General features: G+C 54.5%; 18 protein-coding genes and 1 pseudogene. 13 read left to right on the plus strand and 6 right to left on the minus strand.

From position 1 onward, the window contains the following. Positions 1-130: 130 nt before the first annotated feature. The 8 genes and pseudogenes from AC2FI7_RS22280 (at position 131) to AC2FI7_RS22315 (ending at position 8,106) form a co-directional block, all read left to right on the plus strand. Entirely contained in the window at positions 131-2,011 is a 1,881-nt protein-coding gene (locus tag AC2FI7_RS22280) for a tetratricopeptide repeat protein (protein ID WP_496833674.1), read from the plus strand. 257 nt (positions 2,012-2,268) lie between these two features. Further along, on the plus strand, positions 2,269-2,625 hold the full coding sequence (locus AC2FI7_RS22285) for a cupin domain-containing protein (protein ID WP_496833675.1): 357 nt from the start codon (positions 2,269-2,271) through the stop codon (positions 2,623-2,625). Between the two features lie 180 nt (positions 2,626-2,805). Beyond that, a complete protein-coding gene (locus AC2FI7_RS22290) occupies positions 2,806-4,503 on the plus strand; it encodes an adenylate/guanylate cyclase domain-containing protein (protein WP_496833677.1) in 1,698 nt (565 codons plus the stop codon). A 170-nt stretch (positions 4,504-4,673) separates the two neighbouring features. Beyond that, positions 4,674-6,063 (plus strand): annotated as a pseudogene (locus AC2FI7_RS22295) (transposase). Positions 6,064-6,419: 356 nt separating this feature from the next. Beyond that, on the plus strand, positions 6,420-6,713 hold the full coding sequence (locus AC2FI7_RS22300) for a hypothetical protein (protein WP_481669227.1): 294 nt from the start codon (positions 6,420-6,422) through the stop codon (positions 6,711-6,713). 162 nt (positions 6,714-6,875) lie between these two features. Next, positions 6,876-7,130 carry a hypothetical protein gene (locus AC2FI7_RS22305; protein ID WP_481669228.1) on the plus strand — a complete coding sequence of 85 codons (255 nt, stop codon included), beginning with the start codon at positions 6,876-6,878 and terminating at the stop codon, positions 7,128-7,130. Positions 7,131-7,145: 15 nt separating this feature from the next. Beyond that, the gene (locus AC2FI7_RS22310) at positions 7,146-7,775 is read left to right on the plus strand and encodes a hypothetical protein (RefSeq protein WP_496833679.1); all 630 of its coding nucleotides are present in this window, start codon (positions 7,146-7,148) and stop codon (positions 7,773-7,775) included. Between the two features lie 22 nt (positions 7,776-7,797). After that, positions 7,798-8,106 carry a hypothetical protein gene (locus tag AC2FI7_RS22315; RefSeq protein ID WP_496833681.1) on the plus strand — a complete coding sequence of 103 codons (309 nt, stop codon included), beginning with the start codon at positions 7,798-7,800 and terminating at the stop codon, positions 8,104-8,106. A 255-nt stretch (positions 8,107-8,361) separates the two neighbouring features. Here AC2FI7_RS22315 and AC2FI7_RS22320 read toward each other — a convergent pair whose 3' ends face one another. Continuing rightward, positions 8,362-8,691 carry a hypothetical protein gene (locus AC2FI7_RS22320; RefSeq protein ID WP_496833682.1) on the minus strand — a complete coding sequence of 110 codons (330 nt, stop codon included), beginning with the start codon at positions 8,689-8,691 and terminating at the stop codon, positions 8,362-8,364. On the opposite strand from AC2FI7_RS22320, the gene AC2FI7_RS22325 reads away from it, so the two are divergent. The 3 genes from AC2FI7_RS22325 (at position 8,690) to AC2FI7_RS22335 (ending at position 12,095) form a co-directional block, all read left to right on the plus strand. Then, on the plus strand, positions 8,690-9,724 hold the full coding sequence (locus tag AC2FI7_RS22325) for an IS110 family RNA-guided transposase (RefSeq protein WP_496833684.1): 1,035 nt from the start codon (positions 8,690-8,692) through the stop codon (positions 9,722-9,724). The two genes, AC2FI7_RS22320 and AC2FI7_RS22325, sit on opposite strands and share 2 nt — an antisense overlap. A 722-nt stretch (positions 9,725-10,446) precedes the next feature. Beyond that, on the plus strand, positions 10,447-10,872 hold the full coding sequence (locus AC2FI7_RS22330; RefSeq protein ID WP_496833686.1) for an acyl-CoA thioesterase: 426 nt from the start codon (positions 10,447-10,449) through the stop codon (positions 10,870-10,872). Between the two features lie 527 nt (positions 10,873-11,399). Then, positions 11,400-12,095, plus strand: coding sequence for an alpha/beta fold hydrolase (locus AC2FI7_RS22335; RefSeq protein WP_496833688.1), 696 nt, complete (start codon positions 11,400-11,402; stop codon positions 12,093-12,095). Positions 12,096-12,320: 225 nt separating this feature from the next. On the opposite strand, the gene AC2FI7_RS22340 is transcribed toward AC2FI7_RS22335, so the two are convergent. Then, positions 12,321-13,223, minus strand: a complete 903-nt coding sequence (locus AC2FI7_RS22340; protein WP_496833690.1) for a LysR family transcriptional regulator — start codon at positions 13,221-13,223, stop codon at positions 12,321-12,323. A gap of 90 nt (positions 13,224-13,313) precedes the next feature. Here AC2FI7_RS22340 and AC2FI7_RS22345 point away from each other — a divergent pair, with 90 nt between their 5' ends. Further along, entirely contained in the window at positions 13,314-14,042 is a 729-nt protein-coding gene (locus AC2FI7_RS22345; RefSeq protein ID WP_496833691.1) for a pirin family protein, read from the plus strand. An 18-nt stretch (positions 14,043-14,060) separates the two neighbouring features. Continuing rightward, positions 14,061-14,651: an isochorismatase family protein gene (locus tag AC2FI7_RS22350; protein ID WP_496833693.1), complete on the plus strand. Its 591-nt coding sequence runs from the start codon at positions 14,061-14,063 to the stop codon at positions 14,649-14,651. Positions 14,652-14,855: 204 nt separating this feature from the next. Here AC2FI7_RS22350 and AC2FI7_RS22355 read toward each other — a convergent pair whose 3' ends face one another. From AC2FI7_RS22355 to AC2FI7_RS22370, 4 genes are all read right to left on the minus strand, one after another. Continuing rightward, on the minus strand, positions 14,856-15,782 hold the full coding sequence (locus tag AC2FI7_RS22355) for a DMT family transporter (protein WP_299902297.1): 927 nt from the start codon (positions 15,780-15,782) through the stop codon (positions 14,856-14,858). Between the two features lie 197 nt (positions 15,783-15,979). Continuing rightward, positions 15,980-16,993: a GlxA family transcriptional regulator gene (locus AC2FI7_RS22360; protein WP_496833695.1), complete on the minus strand. Its 1,014-nt coding sequence runs from the start codon at positions 16,991-16,993 to the stop codon at positions 15,980-15,982. Positions 16,994-17,335: 342 nt separating this feature from the next. Next, positions 17,336-18,040, minus strand: a complete 705-nt coding sequence (locus tag AC2FI7_RS22365) for an SDR family NAD(P)-dependent oxidoreductase (RefSeq protein ID WP_496708207.1) — start codon at positions 18,038-18,040, stop codon at positions 17,336-17,338. Between the two features lie 188 nt (positions 18,041-18,228). After that, positions 18,229-18,678 carry a hypothetical protein gene (locus tag AC2FI7_RS22370; protein ID WP_496833697.1) on the minus strand — a complete coding sequence of 150 codons (450 nt, stop codon included), beginning with the start codon at positions 18,676-18,678 and terminating at the stop codon, positions 18,229-18,231. Between the last annotated feature and the right edge of the window lie 80 nt (positions 18,679-18,758).

Genomic DNA, 18,758 nt, shown 5'->3' on the forward strand with positions numbered 1-18,758 from the left:
GTTACGCTCTCGAAATGACCGCCTGACAGACGCAGGCCAGACTGCAGTCAACCGAGTGCAAACAAGTTGGCAATGCCCTATGGATTCAATAGATCAGGATGGATAGTCTTCGGTGTAGGGGAGAACGGGAGTGGAACGCCGCCTTACCACTATCTTGAGTATTGACGTCGTGGGCTACTCGCGACTGATGGAACGCGATGAGGCAGCGACGCTGGCTGCACTAAAGTCGCATCGGTTGGAACTCATTGACCCCTTTGCAGCGAGTTTTGGTGGCAAGACGATCAAGTTGATGGGTGATGGTGCGCTGCTGGAGTTCGAAAGCACCGTACAAGCAATGATATTTGCCGTTTCTGTTCAAAACGAAATGCTTACTCGAAATTCGGATCTTCCAGAAAGCGAAAGAATTGTGTTTCGGATCGGCATAAACATCGGAGATGTGATTGCCGAGGATGGAGACATTTATGGTGATGGCGTCAACGTCGCTGCCCGCCTTGAAGGTTTGGCCGAGCCCGGAGGCATTTGCATTCACCGCAGCGTAAGGGACCAGGTGCAGGACAAGCTGGATCTGAATTTCGAGGATCTGGGTGAGACCGAAGTCAAGAACATAGAGAGACCAGTCCGAGCATTCGAAGTCGTTCTGGATGACAAGGCCAAGGCTTTGGCTATGTCAGAACCAATTGCGCATACGAAACCACGGATATCTAAGTGGGCGCCAACTCTTGTCGGTGCAATATGCATATGTTTGGTGCTGGTTGCGGTCATATGGTGGCGATCTAGAGAAGTGGCGCCTCTGACCGAACAAGCAGAGGTGGCGCTTGCCATCCCGGACGAACCTTCCATTGTCGTTTTGCCCTTTGAAAACCGCTCAACGGTTGAAGAGATCGGCTATCTGGCAGAAGGCTTTGGAACAGCAATAACCACGCAACTGTCGAAGTTTCCGCAGCTTTTTGTGATCGCTGGTTCGACTTCGATTACCTTTGCCGACAGTTTGGTCAAACCGCAAGAAGTAGGCCGAGAGCTCGATGTACGATATGTTTTGTCAGGCGGCGTTCAGAGCGTTGGCGAGAATATTTCAATTAATTCTACGCTCATAGAGACGGAGTCTGGGCACGCTCTATGGTCGGAACAATATGACGTTGGGATCGAAGAATTGTTTGTGGCACAGGCCGACCTTGTTAGGGAAATCGTATCAACTCTGAAAATAGTAGTAGAAGAAGAGGAAATCGCGTCGCTGAAGAAACGACCGACTGATGACCCACAAGCATATGAACTTTTTCTGAAAGCTGTCGCGAAGAGCAAGCTGTTGAACACTGCAAGTCGGCAACAGGCAATTGACCTGCTGGAGCGAGCTATAGTTCTCGATCCAGACTACCTTTCTGCCCATATCGAACTGAGCGGTCGCTATCTTAGCCTCTGGCGCTTTGGAGGTTCAGACGATCCGGAGACTGCGCTGAACAACGCTCGTCAGCACACCGAGCGCGCGTTAGAACTGGATCAAACTGACTATCGCGTTCAACATCGCTTGGGACAGCTACATTTATTTGCAGACCACGATCACCAACTCGCATACGAGGCGTTTCAGCGCGCAACTCGGGAGAACCCAAATGACCCGGAGGTCTTGTATGACATGGGCTTTTTGCGCTCTCTTATGGGTGAGCCAGCCGAAGCGATTGAGTGGAACAACAAGGCAAAGAGGGTCAACCCGCGTTATCCCGGCTGGTACAATTTTAATGCTGCACTTTCTCATTTCCTAATCAGGGACTACGAACAGGCAATTCTGCTGGCAAAAACCGGTATCTCAACCTATCCAAAGTCGCTTCCTCCGCGCCGCATCTTGGTCGCAACACTCGCAGAAATGGGACGTCTAGAAGATGCACAGGTTGAAGCAAAGAAATTGCTCGAAATCAGGCCGGATTTCCGTGTTTCTACACATAGAAACACGCCCTTTATGCATACAGAGGACCAGGATCGGTATTTTGGTGCGATGATTGCTGGCGGGTTGCCTGAATAGCGCAGTTTTCGGAAACCTGAATACTGTCGTCATGCGCAGTGATCAGTAATTGAATTGATCCGAGAGAATGGCAATTCGAGCCTCATCTGTCGAATGCAGCGAGTTTCACTAATGAAAACGAAGCGCGGAAAGCGGAAGTTAGCAGCAGATTGTGCCAAAGCCGTCCATGCAGACGCGAGCCGATTTGTGCTATGATCACAGCTGAGGAAATCAAAAGCCGAGTCATCGATTGATCACCTCGCACCAAGGGAGTTTCAATGAAAAAGATGTCTTTCAGGCTGATACCCAACCCAAACGACATGGTGGCCTCGGATTTCACCGATCCTGGCTCCTTCACGACCAGTGATACGAACGAAAGAAACTGGTTCAAGTTTGCAAACGACGACGAGACTATTCTCTCGGGCGTCTGGGAATGCCCACCCTGTCGTGAAGAGATCGATGCTTATCCGGTACATGAAATTATGACCGTGATTTCTGGGTCCGTAACACTGACGCATCCTGACGGAGACGCCGAGACCTTCACGGCTGGCGATACGTTTTTCATCAAAAAAGGGAGCAGGTTGATCTGGGAGATCACAGAAAAATTGCGGAAGTACTACATGATCGTCTCTTAGAAAGTTCGTATTGCGAAGCGATCCCTGCGATCAACCTATGATAAAAAACAGACTCGAAACATACATTCTCCGGTTGCTGCACGAATGGTAGCTATGGGTTGCGAACGGTGTCCTAGAGCCCTGAGCGGGCTTCGTAATCAGCCAGTTGGAGTGAAGAGCCGCATCTACTATTGTCAAAGCATGTCGAGCAAGGGACAACAATTGCAACGAAAATTGGCGGCAATACTGGCCGCGGATGTCGTTGGGTATTCGGCGCTCATGCACAAAGATGAGCAAGCTACACTTCTAATGCTTGATCACCTGGAAAGTGACATTGTCACCCCAACAATAGCGGGCCAATCAGGTCGGGTCGTGAAGAGCATGGGTGATGGTTGGTTGGCGCGATTTGACAGCGCGGCGCAAGCTGTGACCGCAGCAATGCAGCTACAAGAGCAGTTGGCCGAACACTCGTTAATGAACATGCGGATCGGTGTTCATGTGGGAGACATCACAGAAAAAGGTGACGACATCTTGGGTGACGGTGTAAACATTGCCGCGCGCCTTGAGAGAATTGCGCCAACCGGTGGCATCGCTATTTCTGAACCCGTACACTTGAACATTGAACACACTCTGGCAGACGCGTTTAAAGCTGTAGGGAAGAAGAAGCTCAAGAACATCGAGCGCAGCCTGGATGTGTGGATTCACGATGGGCCGCACCAGGGCGCATCGCAAAGCTCGCATTCTTTCACAGAGACGAGCTTGCCAAAGCTCTCCATCCATCCTGTGACGTGCAGCGACCAACGCACTGAACTAAAGGAAATGGCCGCAGCTCTCACTTCAGATTTCGGTTCTTATTTTCGAACGATCAACTGGTTAAACGCGGCGATATCCTCCACGGAGCCACCAGAGGGATATACACTTCGCGGCATGCTGCGTAGACACGGTGACCGATTGCGTTTGGAAGCCCGCTTAAATGACCCTTCTGGTTCTGAAATCTGGACTCAGAAGTTCGACGGTTTGGTCGAAGCTATCTTCGATTGGCAGGACGAGGTCGTAGAAAAGCTGTTGGATGCGGTTAGTGGGATCTTGATTCAGTCTGAGACCGCAAAACTCTCCGCATTGCCAGAAGTCGAACTGACCGCCGAGCAGTGCGTCCTGATGGGCATGATCGCTTGGTCGGATGCCGGTATCGACAGCTACGAAGAGACGTTGGCATATCACGCCAGGGCCATTGAGGCTAAACCAACCCTCGCTGCCGCCTATGCCGAAGCCATTTGGACAATGAATGGCGCAAGAACTTATGATCTTCGTCGCGAGCTGTCATCTTACTATGAGAAATTGCCACGCTGGATCGAGGCCGGACGGCAGATGGCAGGGCAAAGCCCAACGCTTGATCTGAGTGTTGCAGTGGCTGACTACAATGTGGATGGGGATGCGGATCGACTTTCCGTGGCGCTTGAGCAAATCCGGCAACGAGCGCCATTAGATGCCCGCCTGCATTTGTTTATGGGTTGGGGATACAACTGGGCCGGGTTTCCTAAAATGGCATTGAGTTGCTTTCAGACGGCGCTTCGGTTGGGCCGATATGGAGCCGTTTTCGTGGGTGCTTCCGGAGGTGCCGCCACCTCTTGCGTAATGCTTGGTCGAGATCATGATGCTATCGCCTTTGCAGAAGCAGGTCTGCGCTTCTCAAAAAACTATGCCGCGCTCCACAGCACGAGGGCCGCTGCTCACGCAATGCTTGGGGAACCTGAGAAAGCGTCTGCGGCTTTGGCACAAATGCTGCAAATGGAACCTAGCGAAACGATTTCGAAGTGGCGTAGCAACGTGGACTATGGCGGTTCTGACGGCGCTGAACGCTATTTTGAGGCACTTCGCCGGGCAGGGTTGCCAGAATAGCGGTGCCGGAACCAAGTCGCGCTGACAAATCCGGCAGCTTGATCGCGCATCTTGGTAACTGCAAAGCTCGGGTTTGAATGTCGGGTTTGGGCTTATTTTGTTGAAAAACTCTTCCTTGATCGACGTGCAAGTCGCTGATTCAATTCCTGTACTGAACAGGAGAATGAGCGATGATGGGGCCAAGGCAGCAAGCACAAGGGTCACTGTTCTACGAGTTCTCGGTTGAGGATCATTTCACGCAAGACCATATTCTTCGAGGTATAGATTGGTTCGTTGAACTGTCTGATATCCGCCGGCACCTTGCTGCGTTCTATAGTTCGACTGGCAGACCGTCCGTTGATCCGGAACTGATGATCCGGATGCTGCTGATAGGCTACGTGATGGGCATCAGGTCCGAGCGACGGCTCTGCGACGAGGTGCATCTCAACCTCGCTTACCGCTGGTTTTGTCGCCTAGATCTCACTGATCCGGTGCCGGACCAGTCGACCTTCTCGAAAAACCGGCACGGTCGTTTCCGAGACAGTGATCTTTTGCGGCATTTGTTCGAGACGGTTGTAGCGCATTGTATCGAGGAAGGGTTGGCCAGTGGGCAGCGCTTCGCAGCTGACGCCAGCCTGATCCAAGCTGATGCCAACCGGCAGAATTCCTCACCGCAACGGGATTGGGCACCTGAGAAAATCATCCCTGAAGAAGCACCCCCGCGCCGTTAGGGAATACCTGGATACGTTGGATGACGCCGCCTTCGGTGCAGCAAGTGCGGTGAAACCGAAGTTCACCTCGCACTCCGATCCGGCCTCTCAATGGGCTGGCGCGCGGGGTGGGCCCGCTCATTTTGCCTATTCAGCCAACTATCTGATCGACACGGACAACGGAGTGATCCTGGACGTGGAAGCAACCCGGTCGATCCGCCAAGCTGAGGTTGGCGCGACCCGAACCATGGTCGACCGGGTGCGCGAACGCCACGATCTGAACCCTGAGAGGCTGATCGCAGACACCGCCTATGACTCTGGACCGATGCTGAGTTGGCTCGTCGATCAAGGCATCGCCCCACATATCCCGGTTATCGACAAATCCGGCCGCAACGATGGAACCTTCGAGCGCACCGACTTCACCTTTGACGTTGAAAACGATGCCTATATCTGCCCTGCTGACAAGGAACTCAAACAATATCGCCGCGCCTACACAAAACCGAGAAAGCCCAGGCCGGACAAGGATGGGATCCTGCGCTACCGCGCCCGCGAACCCGACTGCGCCGCCTGCATCCTGAAGAGCCGATGCTGCCCGAAAGAGCCACAGCGCAAGGTGACGCGCTCCATCCATGAACCATCCCGAGACGTGGCTCGTGCCATCTCCCAGACCACCCAATATGTAATTTCGTGCAAGCTCAGAAAGAAGGTCGAGATGCTGTTTGCCCATCTCAAGCGCATCCTCGGTCTCGGGCGCCTTCGATTACGTGGCCCATGCGGCGCTCGGGACGAATTCCACCTCGCCGCCACCGCCCAAAACCTCAGAAAACTCACAAGGCTCATCCCGGCTACCCAAAAGATACCCGCTATCTGACCAAGATCTCGGCTGTGCAGATATAAACGACAAACCCAAGCATTCAAACCCAAGAGTTTTTCAACGGAATAGGCTGGGAGCAGACCTTCAGTACGGTGAGCCAAAGCGGTCGCTCACAGCCCAAACCGGGCATTCAAGACCAAGCCTTGCATATCCCAAGAAGTACAAAAAATACAAAATTGATCAACGGAGGCTGCTGCGATCACTGGACGCGAAGCACAATAAGTCAACCAACGCGGACAAAACACAATTGTTGACCAATAGTATCGAAATCGTATTGTTGAATATAGAAAACAATAGGCTTCCGCCGTAAGGCACCTGGAACCAATTCTGTGACAATAGGAATGAGGGGTACTATGAAAAAAATACTTTTGGTCGTTCCAATAGCTACAATTCTTGCCGCCTGCGAAGACAGCAGCACAACTAGCGGCACTTCAGCGACGCCGACTGCCGCGGAACAGGCATGCCTTCGTGATGTCGCAGCAACTACCAACAATCCTGATGTTGCACTGCTCGGTTCAGAGTTTTCTGAAGCCGGAACCCTTGTGCGCGTCGGCGTTGGGCCTGACCGCGCTCCTTGGCAGTGCATCGCCTATAGTGACGGTGCAACAGATGGCATCATGTCGTTATCGGACGAAGGCACTCTCTAGCCTCGCCAGGTTCGCTCAAAACACTTCAAACCCCGAGACACAGTACAGAAGACGGCGCAGTGTCATTTGCCAGTGACAATTAATAGACAACTCCGAACATTGGGGAGAGAACGCGTGGGTAAACTGATATTGGGCTGATCGTTGGAGGTATCGGCGGTGGGTATGTTGGGCATCGGAACTGGCGCGGGCGTAGGTATTGTGACGAGCTTGTCAGCAGGTGGTTGTGGTATCGCCAGCGCTGCCCAGCAGGAGGATCTACTGACTAAAGAGGAAGTAAACCAAGTCTTCAACCGCGCGGTTAGCAATCTGCGGGAATTAACACCGGACACTGAGGGCAGCGGTGAGGCAATTGTCGGTGCAGCAAGCGAATGCGACGGCGTACTGCAAGGTTTACGGGATGCTGCCAAATCCAATTAAATTAGGGAGTTTAGAATGATGCGATTCATAGTTTTAACTTTGTCCCTCTGCGTCTCGCCCATAGTCGGCTACGCAGCGGAAGTTGGACAGGAGGCGATTGACGGCTGTATCGATCAATTACGTGCTGTCGGCGGGCCCGACGGGCAAGGTGGTACGGTGCTCTCAACGGAGTTTTCCGAAGCCAATTCGCTTGTAATGCTGAAAGATCGCGGCGAGACGGTCTGGCGATGCCTCGTCGCCAACGATGGCCAAGTCGCTGAACTCAGTGTCGCACAGGCCGCAGATGACGGCCAAGGCGCAATGGCCGGTTCAGACGGTGTACCACCGGTCGTTTCGGGAACACAACGTGTCCAGTTCGCAAAAGGCACCAGCGGAGCGGCTTTGTCTGGCACGCTGAACGCAAACACATCAGTCCGATATGTGCTTGGCGCTGCAAATGGCCAGTTTTTAAGGGTGGACGTTAGCTCACACGGAGGTGCGCTGGACTACGAGATTTTTAATCCTGACGGTTCGCTTCTGCTGGATCTGATCTCTTCAGACACGCCCTATTATGGCCAACTCTGGCAATCCGGCGATCATGTGGTTGAGGTCGTCAACGCCGGGGCGCAACCAGTTACCTTCGATATTGGCATCGGAATTGAGTAATCCCACGACTTTGAAAAGGGAAATGACCATGAAATCTTTTGCTCCTCTAACCATTGGATTTGCTGCCCTGGGCCTCGCGGCCTGTGATGAGCCCAGCCCATCCGCAGCACCAGGTCAACCTGCTGTCGGCAGTGCGTCCGATCTATCTGCGTTCGAGGGTGCCCGCGCGGGGCAAGCGGAAATGGGCATTCAGAACCTCGGCTATGAATTGATCCGCTCCGAAGGTCTCACCTCATATTGGTTCAATCGTGATACGGGTGCCTGCGCACGTATAACGACTGCTGAGGGCCGCTACTCTGATGTCACCATGCTACCATCGCAAGACTGCTAATGGATTGGGTACACGCCATAGTCACGGGGCTTTTGTGTGGCGGTGCGTATTGGGCCATAAGAAGCATGGGATGGTTCGAGAACCGCTCGAAGTTACAGCAGGCGTTAATATTCATTCCGGTCATTTTCGTTTTGGTGTTTATCCTGAACTTGATATGGCCTTCCAGTTGAACGCGGCAGGCTTTGAATAGAGCGACCTATGACCGTGTATCAAACGTCAAATGGCTAACGTGATTAGTGTCGACAAACGCAAGGATCAGAGAAAGAACTCTGCCCGTTCTACTACCCAAACCATTGCGACCAAACTTGCGCATGCGGCAACGACAGCGCGAGAGCCGACCCATACTCTGGTCGAAACGCACATCACTAGCGCGGAACCGATATCGATATCGAAAAGCTTGATAAGGGACGTTCTGCGCGACTTTGCAAAGATGCCATAATGGGGCACGCCGCGAAACATCACCGTTGTGAATTGCCATCGGGAAGTTGTTGAGGTGTCGTTGCCCTTGGCACGTCGGATGCGTGTCACCGGGGTCTTGCCGTTCGGCGCGCCCCAAATTTCTTTGCGAAGAAAGGGCAACGACATGGATGTCTATATCGGTTTGGATGTTTCACTGGCAAGCACCGCAGTCTGCGTGCTGTCCTCTCATGGTGAGGTGATCAAGGAAGTGACAGCGCCCAGCGAGCCGGAAGAATTGGAAAGCGCTCTGCGATCTCTGTCCGGTATTGTAGTCGGGGTCGGCCTGGAATCTGGACCGTTGTCGCAATGGCTCTATCGCCACCTCACCGAAGCTGGGTTTGATACGGTTTTGATGGAAACACGACAGGTGAAGGGTGCGCTGAAGGCAATGCCGATCAAGACCGACAGACGGGATGCCGAAGGGATCGCGCGGCTTTTGCAAATGGGCTGGTTCCGACCCGTCCATTGCAAGTCGATATCGGCGCAAGAAATGCGCGCGCTGCTGTCTTCGCGCAAGGCAATCCTCCAGGCCATTGTGGACCTCGAACTGTCGGTACGGGGCGTGCTGCGCAATTTTGGGTTGAAGATGGGGCGCATTGCCAAGGGGCGCTTTGAGGAACGGGTGCGGGAACTGGCGGATGGCAATGCCATGCTGCAAGCCGCCGCAAACCCGGTGTTGAGTGCCCGCGCTGCCCTGCGCTCAGAATTGGCCAGCTTGGAGAAACTCGCATGCGACCATGCCAGATCTGATCCTGTTTGCCGTCAGTTCATGACCATGCCTGGCGTGGGGCCTATTGTGGCGCTGACAATCAAGTCGGCCATCGATGATCCGGATCGCTTTCGATCCTCAAAGGACGTCGGCCCTTGGGTCGGTTTGACACCAAGGCGCGAGCAATCCGGCGAACGCGATATCGTGGGCGCGATCACCCGCGCCGGGGACGTGGGGCTGCGCACCGTGCTCTACCAGACTGCCATGGTGATGTTGAACAAGGGTCGCCCCAGCTGGCTGACCGCTTGGGCGTGGAATGTCGCCAAACGGCGCGGGAAGAGGCGCGCCACGGTTGCTTTGGCGCGCCGCATCGGTGTGATCCTGCATCGCATGTGGCAAGATGGCAGCGAGTTCCGCTTTACCCGTACCGAAACCGCATCAGCAGCGTAAACACTGACGCCTCTGGTGACACGCAACCTGCAAGGAGGAGGATCGGGCTGCGCTTGAACGCGAGGGCTCACAGAGGTCCCAACCGGGACGCGGTCCCCGAAGATGCCGTTAGCGGACTTGATGCCGGACACACGTCGTTCGAGCACGCTGCAAAGATAGGCACTCGGGACCTGCACTTGGACAAGGCATGATGTGGCAGCCACAGCGCTGACTACGAACGGAAGCATCATCCCGGTTTGGGCAATCCACGGCACAATCGCCAACAGCATGGCCCCAGTGAAAAAGAACAGGCCATTGATCCGTTGCACCTCCACGCCACTGTCGTAGGAGGTCACTTTTTCATGGGGAAAGGCGCTTGACAGAAAAGACCCCATTACGGAAGTCCGCTTTCTGCGCGTTGCAGTCATTGGGGCGTCGCGCAGCATCGGTCAAAGTGAGCTCTCAGCCGCCGAATGCCTTCGCAGCACGCAGCCCGGCCACGGCGTCGTGAGACCGGCTGTTCACCAAAATGGCCAATCTTTTGACTTTTCACCGCTTAATCCGGCACCCCGCCGTTCGCATTTTGGCAACCGCCGTTCATACCAAGAGCGGCGAAACCGGATAGTGAGCCCAAAGTTCTGAATGCTGCAGTTTGGCCGAACGGCAGCAGTCCTACCTGAAGCTGACTTTTGTGGGAGACAGTCAGGGTGTATGATCCCTGAACAACATCTGGGAGTTTACTCATGCCAGCGATGATTTCATTTCGTTCTGTCGTTGATCCGTCTGATTGTGATTTCCTCGGCCATATGAACGTGTCCCGGTACTTTGCAGCATGTTCCGATGGTGTTTTTGCAATCCAGTCGGAAATGGGTTTGACGGCAAACGATATGCGAGGCGGTAGGCGACTTTCTTTTGCAGTCGTAAATGCTCAGAGCGACTTTCGTACCGAACTGGCTGCAGGCGATGCCATCAGGTTGGAGACTTCTGTCATGGACATTGGCTCCAAATCCATCACGTTCCGACATCGGCTGATCAAGTCAGAAGGCGACACCGTTGCTTTCGAGACAGTCTTTAAATGCGTGATGTTGAACCTTGAGACGCGGAGAGCGGCGGAAATCCCCGATGATGTTCGCCAAACAGCCGCACAATGGTCGGAACAAGAAGCGTAAACTTCTGAATTACTCCGCTTTTCTGACATTTGGCAGCCCGTCACGAATGGTCGATTTGTCCGCTCCTGGATGGTCGATCCCGCTCGCGGCGAAAGGGCGGTTTGAAACTCGTCCCTCGAAGTGGATTGCAATGGCCGCTCTGGCGACACCGGCTGCAACGCAGCGAAGAGTGCGCTGCACTTGCGAGCGAATGCCGCGTCAGCAAACACACTGAATGGCAACGGCGGCAAAGTCCGCATCTCAGAGATTGCAAAGCCTAGTCGAAAATGTCCGCTTCGGGCTGCCGACAAGCCAATCGAACGGATTGCAGATAATGGTGACTCTGGGCTCCTTTCGGAAGTGTGCTTTTGCAGATGCTCGCGCATTCGGAAAAGAAATGGCCGTAGACGTCAGACGCTTTCTGCGGCGCGTTTAGAGCGATAGCGACTATGTGCACGGGATTGACGCTGAACGTCCAAACGATGCTGTGGACGAGGTGGCCCTATTGAATCTACTGTCTTTGCAGTATCGACGGAGTGGGGCGGGTTATGGCGACATTTGTATTGATCCACGGAGCGTGGCAAGGGGGATGGTGCTGGGCTCGCGTAGCCGCCCTTCTGCGCAGGGAGGGCCACGACGTTTTCACCCCGACGCTGACAGGTCTGGGCGAGCGTGCTCACCTCGTGAGTGACGAAACCGATCTGGCCATGCATATCGAGGATGTCCTGGGGGTAATCAGGTGCGAAGAACTCTCTGACATTGTTTTGTGTGGTCATAGCTATGGCGGCATGGTTGTCACCGGAGTGGCGGATAGAGCGCCCGACCACATTCGCTCGCTTGTGTACCTCGATGCGCTCGTGCCGGACGATGGGCAGGCGGCCTTGGACGTTTTGCCTACGGATATCGCGGCAGGGCTTCGTGATAGTGCTGTCGATGGCAAAGTCGCGCCGGGCCCAGCGGAGGCTTTTTCGGTGAATGGAGCAGACTGTGCGTGGGTGGACCGCCGAAATGTCGCCCAACCACTCAAGACATTTGAGCAACCGATTCACCTGGTGAGTGGCGGAGCCGAACTGTTAAAGCGGACCTACATATATGCCACCGGCTGGGTCCCAGGGCTTGGCCAACCGTTTTTTGAGCGATATCAGCATCAGTCGGGGTGGACGGCGATTTCGGTGCCATTCGGGCACTACGTGATGATCGATAGGCCTGACGACTTGGTCCGAATGCTAATGTCCGCAATTTGAACTTGGCCGCCGGCTGCTGCACGAGAGGGCAGACAGCGAAATCGCCCGCATGGGAATAGTTATTGCTTCCATCCCGATTGTCCTACTTCAACCACCGCTTCGGGGAAGATGTTGCACATCAATACGTCAACCAGGAGGTCTCGCACTATTAAATTTTTAGCGGCTTGTTGATTTGAGCTAAGTGGATTCCACATACCGTCATACAGCTCAGTCGAAATTGACTGGCTACAACAGCTGTGCGGATTTTAGTGCCTCCATAACGTATTGCCGAACCGCAGCGACCTGTGGAGCGGCCAAGCGTTCAGGGCGGCAAAGTAAACTCAGGGGAACTGGTTCGGTAGACCATTCAGGAAGAAGGCGCACGAGGTTGCCAGCGCGTTCATCCTGTTGCGCCAGCAGTGTGGGCAGCATGGCAACTGCATGCCCCGTTAAAACTGCTGTAATTGCGAGCTCCATCGTATTGACTCGCAAGCCGACGGGCGGCGCAACGGCCTCACTTTGACCTGCTTCGTTCTTGAATAGCCATTTGCCTGATTCTTGTGTGCGCAAAACGCATGACACCGAGAGTAAATCAGCAGGCTGGTTGACGGTTTTCATCCGCTCCAATAGCGGCGGGCTGGCGTAAGGTGCCCGCTGCGCAGGCGGTAAGGCTGCCGGGATGAACCGTCCTTTATCGGCGGTGCCGGTCCTGAATGCCAGATCGATGTCGTCTGCCGCAAAATCCGACCTGGAATCGTCGGCATGAAGCTCCAGTTCGACATTTGGATAGCGGGATTGAAGCCCGGCCAGGAGCGGGACAAATACGGTGCCAAGCAGGCTGTTGGGCCCCGAGACCGACACTCGACCAGCAATCTTCCCGCTTCTGGCAAAGCCAAGCTCTGCCTCTGCCTCAAGCGCTGCGTCAACAGGCCCCGCGCAGATCTCGAATATTCTGCGCCCTGCTGTGGTCGGGGCCACTGCCCGACCTGACCGGTCCAACAATACCAGCCCCAATTCAGCTTCGAACAACGCAAGCTTTTGGCTGATCGCCGATTTCGTGGTGTTCAGCTCCGACGCTGCCGCACTCATTGACCCGGCACGAACAGTAGCCACCAGGGCCTTGGCGCAGGAATAGAATCTATCGTTCATAATTACGAACAGTAGTTAACAAAAGGATCATTTTCCAGAACGAATGGAATCCCTAAATTCTGTCCCAGCGAACAGGCCAGGATATGAGAAATGCAGACAGATACGGTCTACCACCCCGCCGCGACACGAGAGTTTAAGGACTTCGGCTTCATGCAAGCGTATATGTCGTTTAAGCCGCATCTGGAAGCAGGGCGGCGCAGGTTCGGCCCGCTGATCACAATCGATGACGGCACGCTGTCCCCCGGCGCCAAGGGATTTGGCCTGCATCCGCATCAGGATGTCGAGGTGGTTACCTTCATGGTAGACGGAGAGGTGTCGCATATCGATCCGGTGGTGCCCGTTCACAACGGCACTGTAAAAGCGAAGGGCCTTCAGGTGATCTCCGCTGGCACCGGTATCCTCCACAACGAAGTGAACAACTCGCGGACAATGCCGATGCGAGCTCTGCAAATCTGGTTCGAGCCGCAATTCGAAGGGTTGGCGCCGGCTTATTCCAGCAAAGAGCTGGAAACCGCGGACCACACCAATCGGTTCCAGCTGGTGCTGTCGCCCGACGGTGCCGAAGGCTCCCTTGTTGTACAGCAGGAAGTGCGTCTCAGTTACGGCAAAATGGACCGCCACGGCGTGCTGAGTTTCAATCCGCACAGCCCTGATCGCAGCCTCTACATCTTTATGATCGAAGGCGAGGCAATTGTTGCTGGTCTTGCCCTTGGCAAAGGAGATGGGCTGGGACTGCTCCGTGCCGGGGACCTGGCGATTGAGGCTTCAATTGGAGCCGAACTCCTGATCTTCGAATTGCCCTCATCCCATATTTCTTAACCACAAAAGGACATCAACATGACCTCCACGAAAGTGACCCCCGACAACGCAGCCATCGTTCTGATCGACCACCAGGTCGGCACAATGAATTGGGCAAAATCCGTTGACCGCGATCTGATCGAAGCCAACACCCGCGCCCTCGCGCGGACGGCGACCGAGCTTGGCATGCCGCTGGTGCTGACCTCCAGCATGGAAGACAACATGCAGGGGCCGCTGATGACCACGCTGGAAGAGATCGCGCCGGATGCATTCGCCGCGCGGATAAAGCGCCCCGGCGTAGTGAACTGCTGGGATGACAGCGCCTTTGCAGATGCCTGCCGCAACACCGGGCGCAAGCATTTCATCATGGCAGGCATCACCACCGACGTCTGCCTTGCCCCGCCTGCAATCAGCGCCGTTGACGAAGGCTTTGCCGTGACTGCTGTAGTCGACGCTTCCGGTTCTCCCACCGCGCTTACGGATGAGATGGCGTTCCGGAAGATGGAGCGCGGCGGTGTCGACCTCACCACAACCAGCGCGCTGCTGGCAGAGCTTGCGGTCAATTGGGCTAGCGAGACCGGCCAGAAAATCATGCAGATCCTTGGTGAGGAAATCCTGAGCCGCGGATAAACTCTCCGATCCGTCACAAACGATACGGGAACTGCCGCCCTATCACAGGGCGGCAGCTATTCGCGTTTGAATGCCGTTCAGAATGAAGTAGCAAATGGCCTTTTCTTTGCGCAGGAAACTACAAAGTCTAGTTGCGAAGGTCCGGATTGGGCTGCCACCAGTCTATCAAACTGACTATAGAAAATGGTAAATCTGAGCCCGGTACTACTGCTTCGGCGATTTCGCGAGAACGGCAGATACTGTGTGCGTCTTGCGGCTTCTAGTGATCGCGATTGCACCCAGAACTAACGCACATGCCAAGGCTTGAGGTAAAGTAATGGTTTCGCCAAAGGCTAGAAATCCAACAGCAAACATCGTGGGTAACTCTATGCTTCCGACCACCGCAGTTTGAGAAGCCCCAATTACGGGTGAGCAAATCGTATAGATAAGTTGGGGCACGAACGCGGTGACAAATCCAATACCAACGATGAGAAGCCAATCGGATTGTTCCCCCGGGAGCAGCTCTCCAACTTGAGCGCCAAGGATGAGCGGCGCAAGGCCCAGTACAGACCCCAGAGAAACTGACGCGATGCGTGCCAATGGCGCAATCCGTGACAACCTGTGTACGAGGACGCAGATTCCGAAGCCAAACCCAAATGGGGCAGCAAGGGATAGCAGCAGAGTTGGTAGGTGCTCCGCAGGCACTGATGCGGGCGAGCCAGCAATGACGGCTGCCACCACAATCAGACCAGAGGCCAACAATGCGCGCCTCGTTGGTGCATCAGCGAACACGGCCCAAGCAATGATCAGAGTGAATACTGGATAGGTCATGTAAAGCACACCCACTGTCGATGCGGGCAACTTCTCCAGCGCCGTAACATACCCGATCCATCCAAGCCCCATTACGGCTCCAGCTGAAAGGCCCCAAGTGATCACTCGCCATTCTTTTCGGTGCAAAATGAGAACAGGAAGCAGAAGAATCGCCGCAACAATGTAGCGGTAGAATGCGACTGCATAGGGTGCGACGCCCTGTTCGGTCAGGCTGCGGCTGAAATAGGGAACCAGTCCGAAACAGATTGAAGCAAAAAGAACACCAAAAACTGCAAGTGCGTAAGGGATGGACGGTCGATTTCGCGCAGATGTCGTTGCCATAATCTGGAGCTATCACGCATATTCTATTTCGTCTTTAGAGATTCGAAGAACGACAGCTTTGTCCGCATCTAAGAGAATGCAAAGCCTAGTAGAGAATGCCCGCTTAGGGCTGCGAGCAGTCACTTATGTGTAAGGCCGTGAAAGGCGACACCGAGCCCTAAGCGATCAATAGGATTGCCAATCTTAAACACCGTCCATCAGGAGTAGTTTGAGAACCGAGACAGGCCGAACATTTTGCGGTGTTCGACAGGAGTCAGTCCTGTCTTTCGTTTGAACAACCTCCTAAACGAAGGCGTATCGGCATATCCGACTGCTTCTCCGACCTCCACCACGGAGCAGTCGGTAGTTTCAAGCAACTGGCGGGCTTCTTCAATTCGCAGCGCCAAAACGTAATCTTGCGGTGACTTGCTCGTGGCTTGGCGGAAGCGTCGTGCAAACGTAGTCGGCGGCAACCCGGAACGTTTAGCCATTTCAGCGACTGGGTTATCGATGGCGTAATTGTCGGAAATCCATAACTGAGCCTGTGAGATAATGGCGTCAGCATGAGGTGCCATAGTAATCATTGAACTGAATGGTGACTGAAGTTCTCCGCGGTTGGCCATAAGCCAGACTTTTGCTGCCCGCACCGCCCTTTGCGTGCCGCCGTAATGCGCGATCAGGAAAGTAGCGAGTTCCTGCCACCCGGTTGTCCCACCCGATGTAACGGGTCCGCGAGACGCATCCGCAAAGCAAAGGCCGCGGTCGATCCGAAGCCGTACATTCGGATAAAACCTTCGAAAAAGGCCTTCCCAAGCCCAATGTGTGGTCGCTTCAACCCCATCCAAAATACCTATTTCCGCCAAATAGACCGCCCCTGTGCAGGCTGACACAATACGCGTCTTGGCCAAGTCGCGCTCGGCAAGCCACCCCAAACAAGGATGTTGTTTGGGGTCGAGTCGGTCGTGCGGAGAAAGTGTCAGTCCAGGTACGACAACAATATCAGCGTCGTCTGCGTCGTGAAATGTCTGGTCTGGAGCGATCCACACGCCACTTCCGCAACGAAATCCCTTGGTGTCTGGGCCAACGAGGCTAACGTCAAACACCGGCACTGGCTCCTCGCCGCTCACCAGATGTTCCCAGTCCCGCCCTGCGGCCACCAAAGTGTCGTACAGGCCAAACACGCTGGAGGCGCTGGTTTCTGGGGTGGCAACGATCTGAACCGAAAATGGCATCGGCAAAATTCCCAAAATGGTGAATTTACCCCTTTTTTAGCTGTTCCACCACTCACGCCCAACGAAAAATGTCGAGCAGTCTTCAAGGGCACGCAGCCACTGGAGGTGTTAGTGAAGATGAACGCAGTTTGGAGATTATTTTTTGACCGTGAAAAGCCGATCTTTTTGAAGAGACTAGCGCTCGGAAAACTTAGCCGAACAGATGACCAAGGAAGAGGAACCGACAACTGCAAAGTGACGGAAGAGATGTGGAAATCGGTGAACTATATTGGACCAGGCTGTTCACTGGTGAGAGACCGTTAGTTTGAGCATTTTCAATGTCAGCTTCGGGTTGTCAGAGAGCTACCACTTTTCTCCGAAGGGTCGAATGTCGAGCTCGAATGTCCAAGCCGACTTGTCTTGTCGGGCCAACATCAGAGCCGTCTCCGCAATCCGCTCTGGCTTGATAAAGAAGTCGTCGGGTTCATCTGGAGCAAAGTTCGTCCGTGTGTCCTCGGTGTCAATCACACCGTCGATAACGAGATACGCCACATGTATGCCCCGCGGGCCGAGCTGCTTGGCCAGTGCATTTGCCAGCGTACGTTGGGCAGACTTTGAAGGAGCAAATACCGTCGTCCAAACGTTCCCACGAAGTGCAGCGGTCGCGCCCGAAACGATGATCACCCCGGAACCACGTTCGGACATCTGAGGTCCTAGAAGCTTTGCGGTGGCAAAAAGACCAAGAGCCCCGACGCGCCAGCTCTGCTCGAACTCGATCTCCGAAACGTCTTCAAGCGTTCCAAACTGTGCGAGGTCTGCGTTGTAAATAACGACATCAATTTCCCCTAGATCGCTCTGGACTGCGGTAAGCGCTTTTTTCAAGCTATCCGGGTCTCCGGCGTCGCATCTGTAGGATCGAACTGACGTATCAGTTGAACCCTCGTCACCGAATGTGGCGCCCGAGCGGCTCAGCAGTGCGAGAGAGTAACCGGCATGCTTGAAAATCTCAGCGTATGCGGCGCCCAATCCAGGGCCAAAACCGATGATGACGCAAACCTTGCCATCCATGACTTCTTCTCCTTACAGCTTTCGTCTCTCTGCAATCGTAGCACAAAACTCTTTTGGTTCGTTTGATGAGGGACAGCAAAGTTCGCAAAGCCAGAATTGCAAAGGCTTGTTTTGAATGTCGGCTTTGGGCTGAGATCGGTCCTCAGAAACGATTGAGCCAACGGCAAATTTGTCCGCTTCTTGCCTATTCAAACGTGGTGCAGCGAATGGCCACTGATCTTTACGTTTTTGCCGCTGAACAGTGGCATCAGCCTGTTGATCAGCTCGTCAGGTGAGAGCCGATGTGCCAGATCGGCAAGCTTGGGCTCACTGTCCGGGCTGATCGGTGCCAGATTCAAGAGGTTGCCGAGATTGCCCGCAAAGTTGGGTGCTTTCACCGTTTCGATTGCTTGCGTTAGCTGGCGGTCCTCGGCTGTTTCCTCGTCATCGGTCGTCTCGCGCGGATCTTCGAAGTATCCGTAGCCGACCACACCTTGATCAAGGTATCCGTCATACCCGGGTGGATCGTTAGAGCGTGGTCCAGTGACAGCCGCACGCTGCGACAAGGGCGGTTTGGCGACAGGCTCAGGCTCCGGTTCTCCGGCCTCAGCCGATTTGGTCGACCCCGCACTTTTCAGGAATTCATCATAGCGGGTCACAACGTTCAGGCAGGACTTTGTTATCGTTCATAGCCAGCAGCAGTGCTTCGCAGATCGAGAGGGCGGCCACTCCCGGGAAG

Source organism: Ruegeria sp. YTSA064 (assembly GCF_059610325.1).

Coding starts and splice junctions, on each gene's coding strand:
- AC2FI7_RS22285 (WP_496833675.1), top strand. CDS start 2,269: ATGAAAAAGATGTCTTTCAGGCTGATACCCAACCCAAACGACATGGTG.
- AC2FI7_RS22290 (WP_496833677.1), top strand. CDS start 2,806: ATGTCGAGCAAGGGACAACAATTGCAACGAAAATTGGCGGCAATACTG.
- AC2FI7_RS22300 (WP_481669227.1), top strand. CDS start 6,420: ATGAAAAAAATACTTTTGGTCGTTCCAATAGCTACAATTCTTGCCGCC.
- AC2FI7_RS22305 (WP_481669228.1), top strand. CDS start 6,876: ATGTTGGGCATCGGAACTGGCGCGGGCGTAGGTATTGTGACGAGCTTG.
- AC2FI7_RS22310 (WP_496833679.1), top strand. CDS start 7,146: ATGATGCGATTCATAGTTTTAACTTTGTCCCTCTGCGTCTCGCCCATA.
- AC2FI7_RS22315 (WP_496833681.1), top strand. CDS start 7,798: ATGACCATGAAATCTTTTGCTCCTCTAACCATTGGATTTGCTGCCCTG.
- AC2FI7_RS22325 (WP_496833684.1), top strand. CDS start 8,690: ATGGATGTCTATATCGGTTTGGATGTTTCACTGGCAAGCACCGCAGTC.
- AC2FI7_RS22320 (WP_496833682.1), bottom strand. CDS start 8,691: ATGTCGTTGCCCTTTCTTCGCAAAGAAATTTGGGGCGCGCCGAACGGC.
- AC2FI7_RS22330 (WP_496833686.1), top strand. CDS start 10,447: ATGCCAGCGATGATTTCATTTCGTTCTGTCGTTGATCCGTCTGATTGT.
- AC2FI7_RS22335 (WP_496833688.1), top strand. CDS start 11,400: ATGGCGACATTTGTATTGATCCACGGAGCGTGGCAAGGGGGATGGTGC.
- AC2FI7_RS22340 (WP_496833690.1), bottom strand. CDS start 13,223: ATGAACGATAGATTCTATTCCTGCGCCAAGGCCCTGGTGGCTACTGTT.
- AC2FI7_RS22345 (WP_496833691.1), top strand. CDS start 13,314: ATGCAGACAGATACGGTCTACCACCCCGCCGCGACACGAGAGTTTAAG.
- AC2FI7_RS22350 (WP_496833693.1), top strand. CDS start 14,061: ATGACCTCCACGAAAGTGACCCCCGACAACGCAGCCATCGTTCTGATC.
- AC2FI7_RS22355 (WP_299902297.1), bottom strand. CDS start 15,782: ATGGCAACGACATCTGCGCGAAATCGACCGTCCATCCCTTACGCACTT.
- AC2FI7_RS22360 (WP_496833695.1), bottom strand. CDS start 16,993: ATGCCATTTTCGGTTCAGATCGTTGCCACCCCAGAAACCAGCGCCTCC.
- AC2FI7_RS22365 (WP_496708207.1), bottom strand. CDS start 18,040: ATGGATGGCAAGGTTTGCGTCATCATCGGTTTTGGCCCTGGATTGGGC.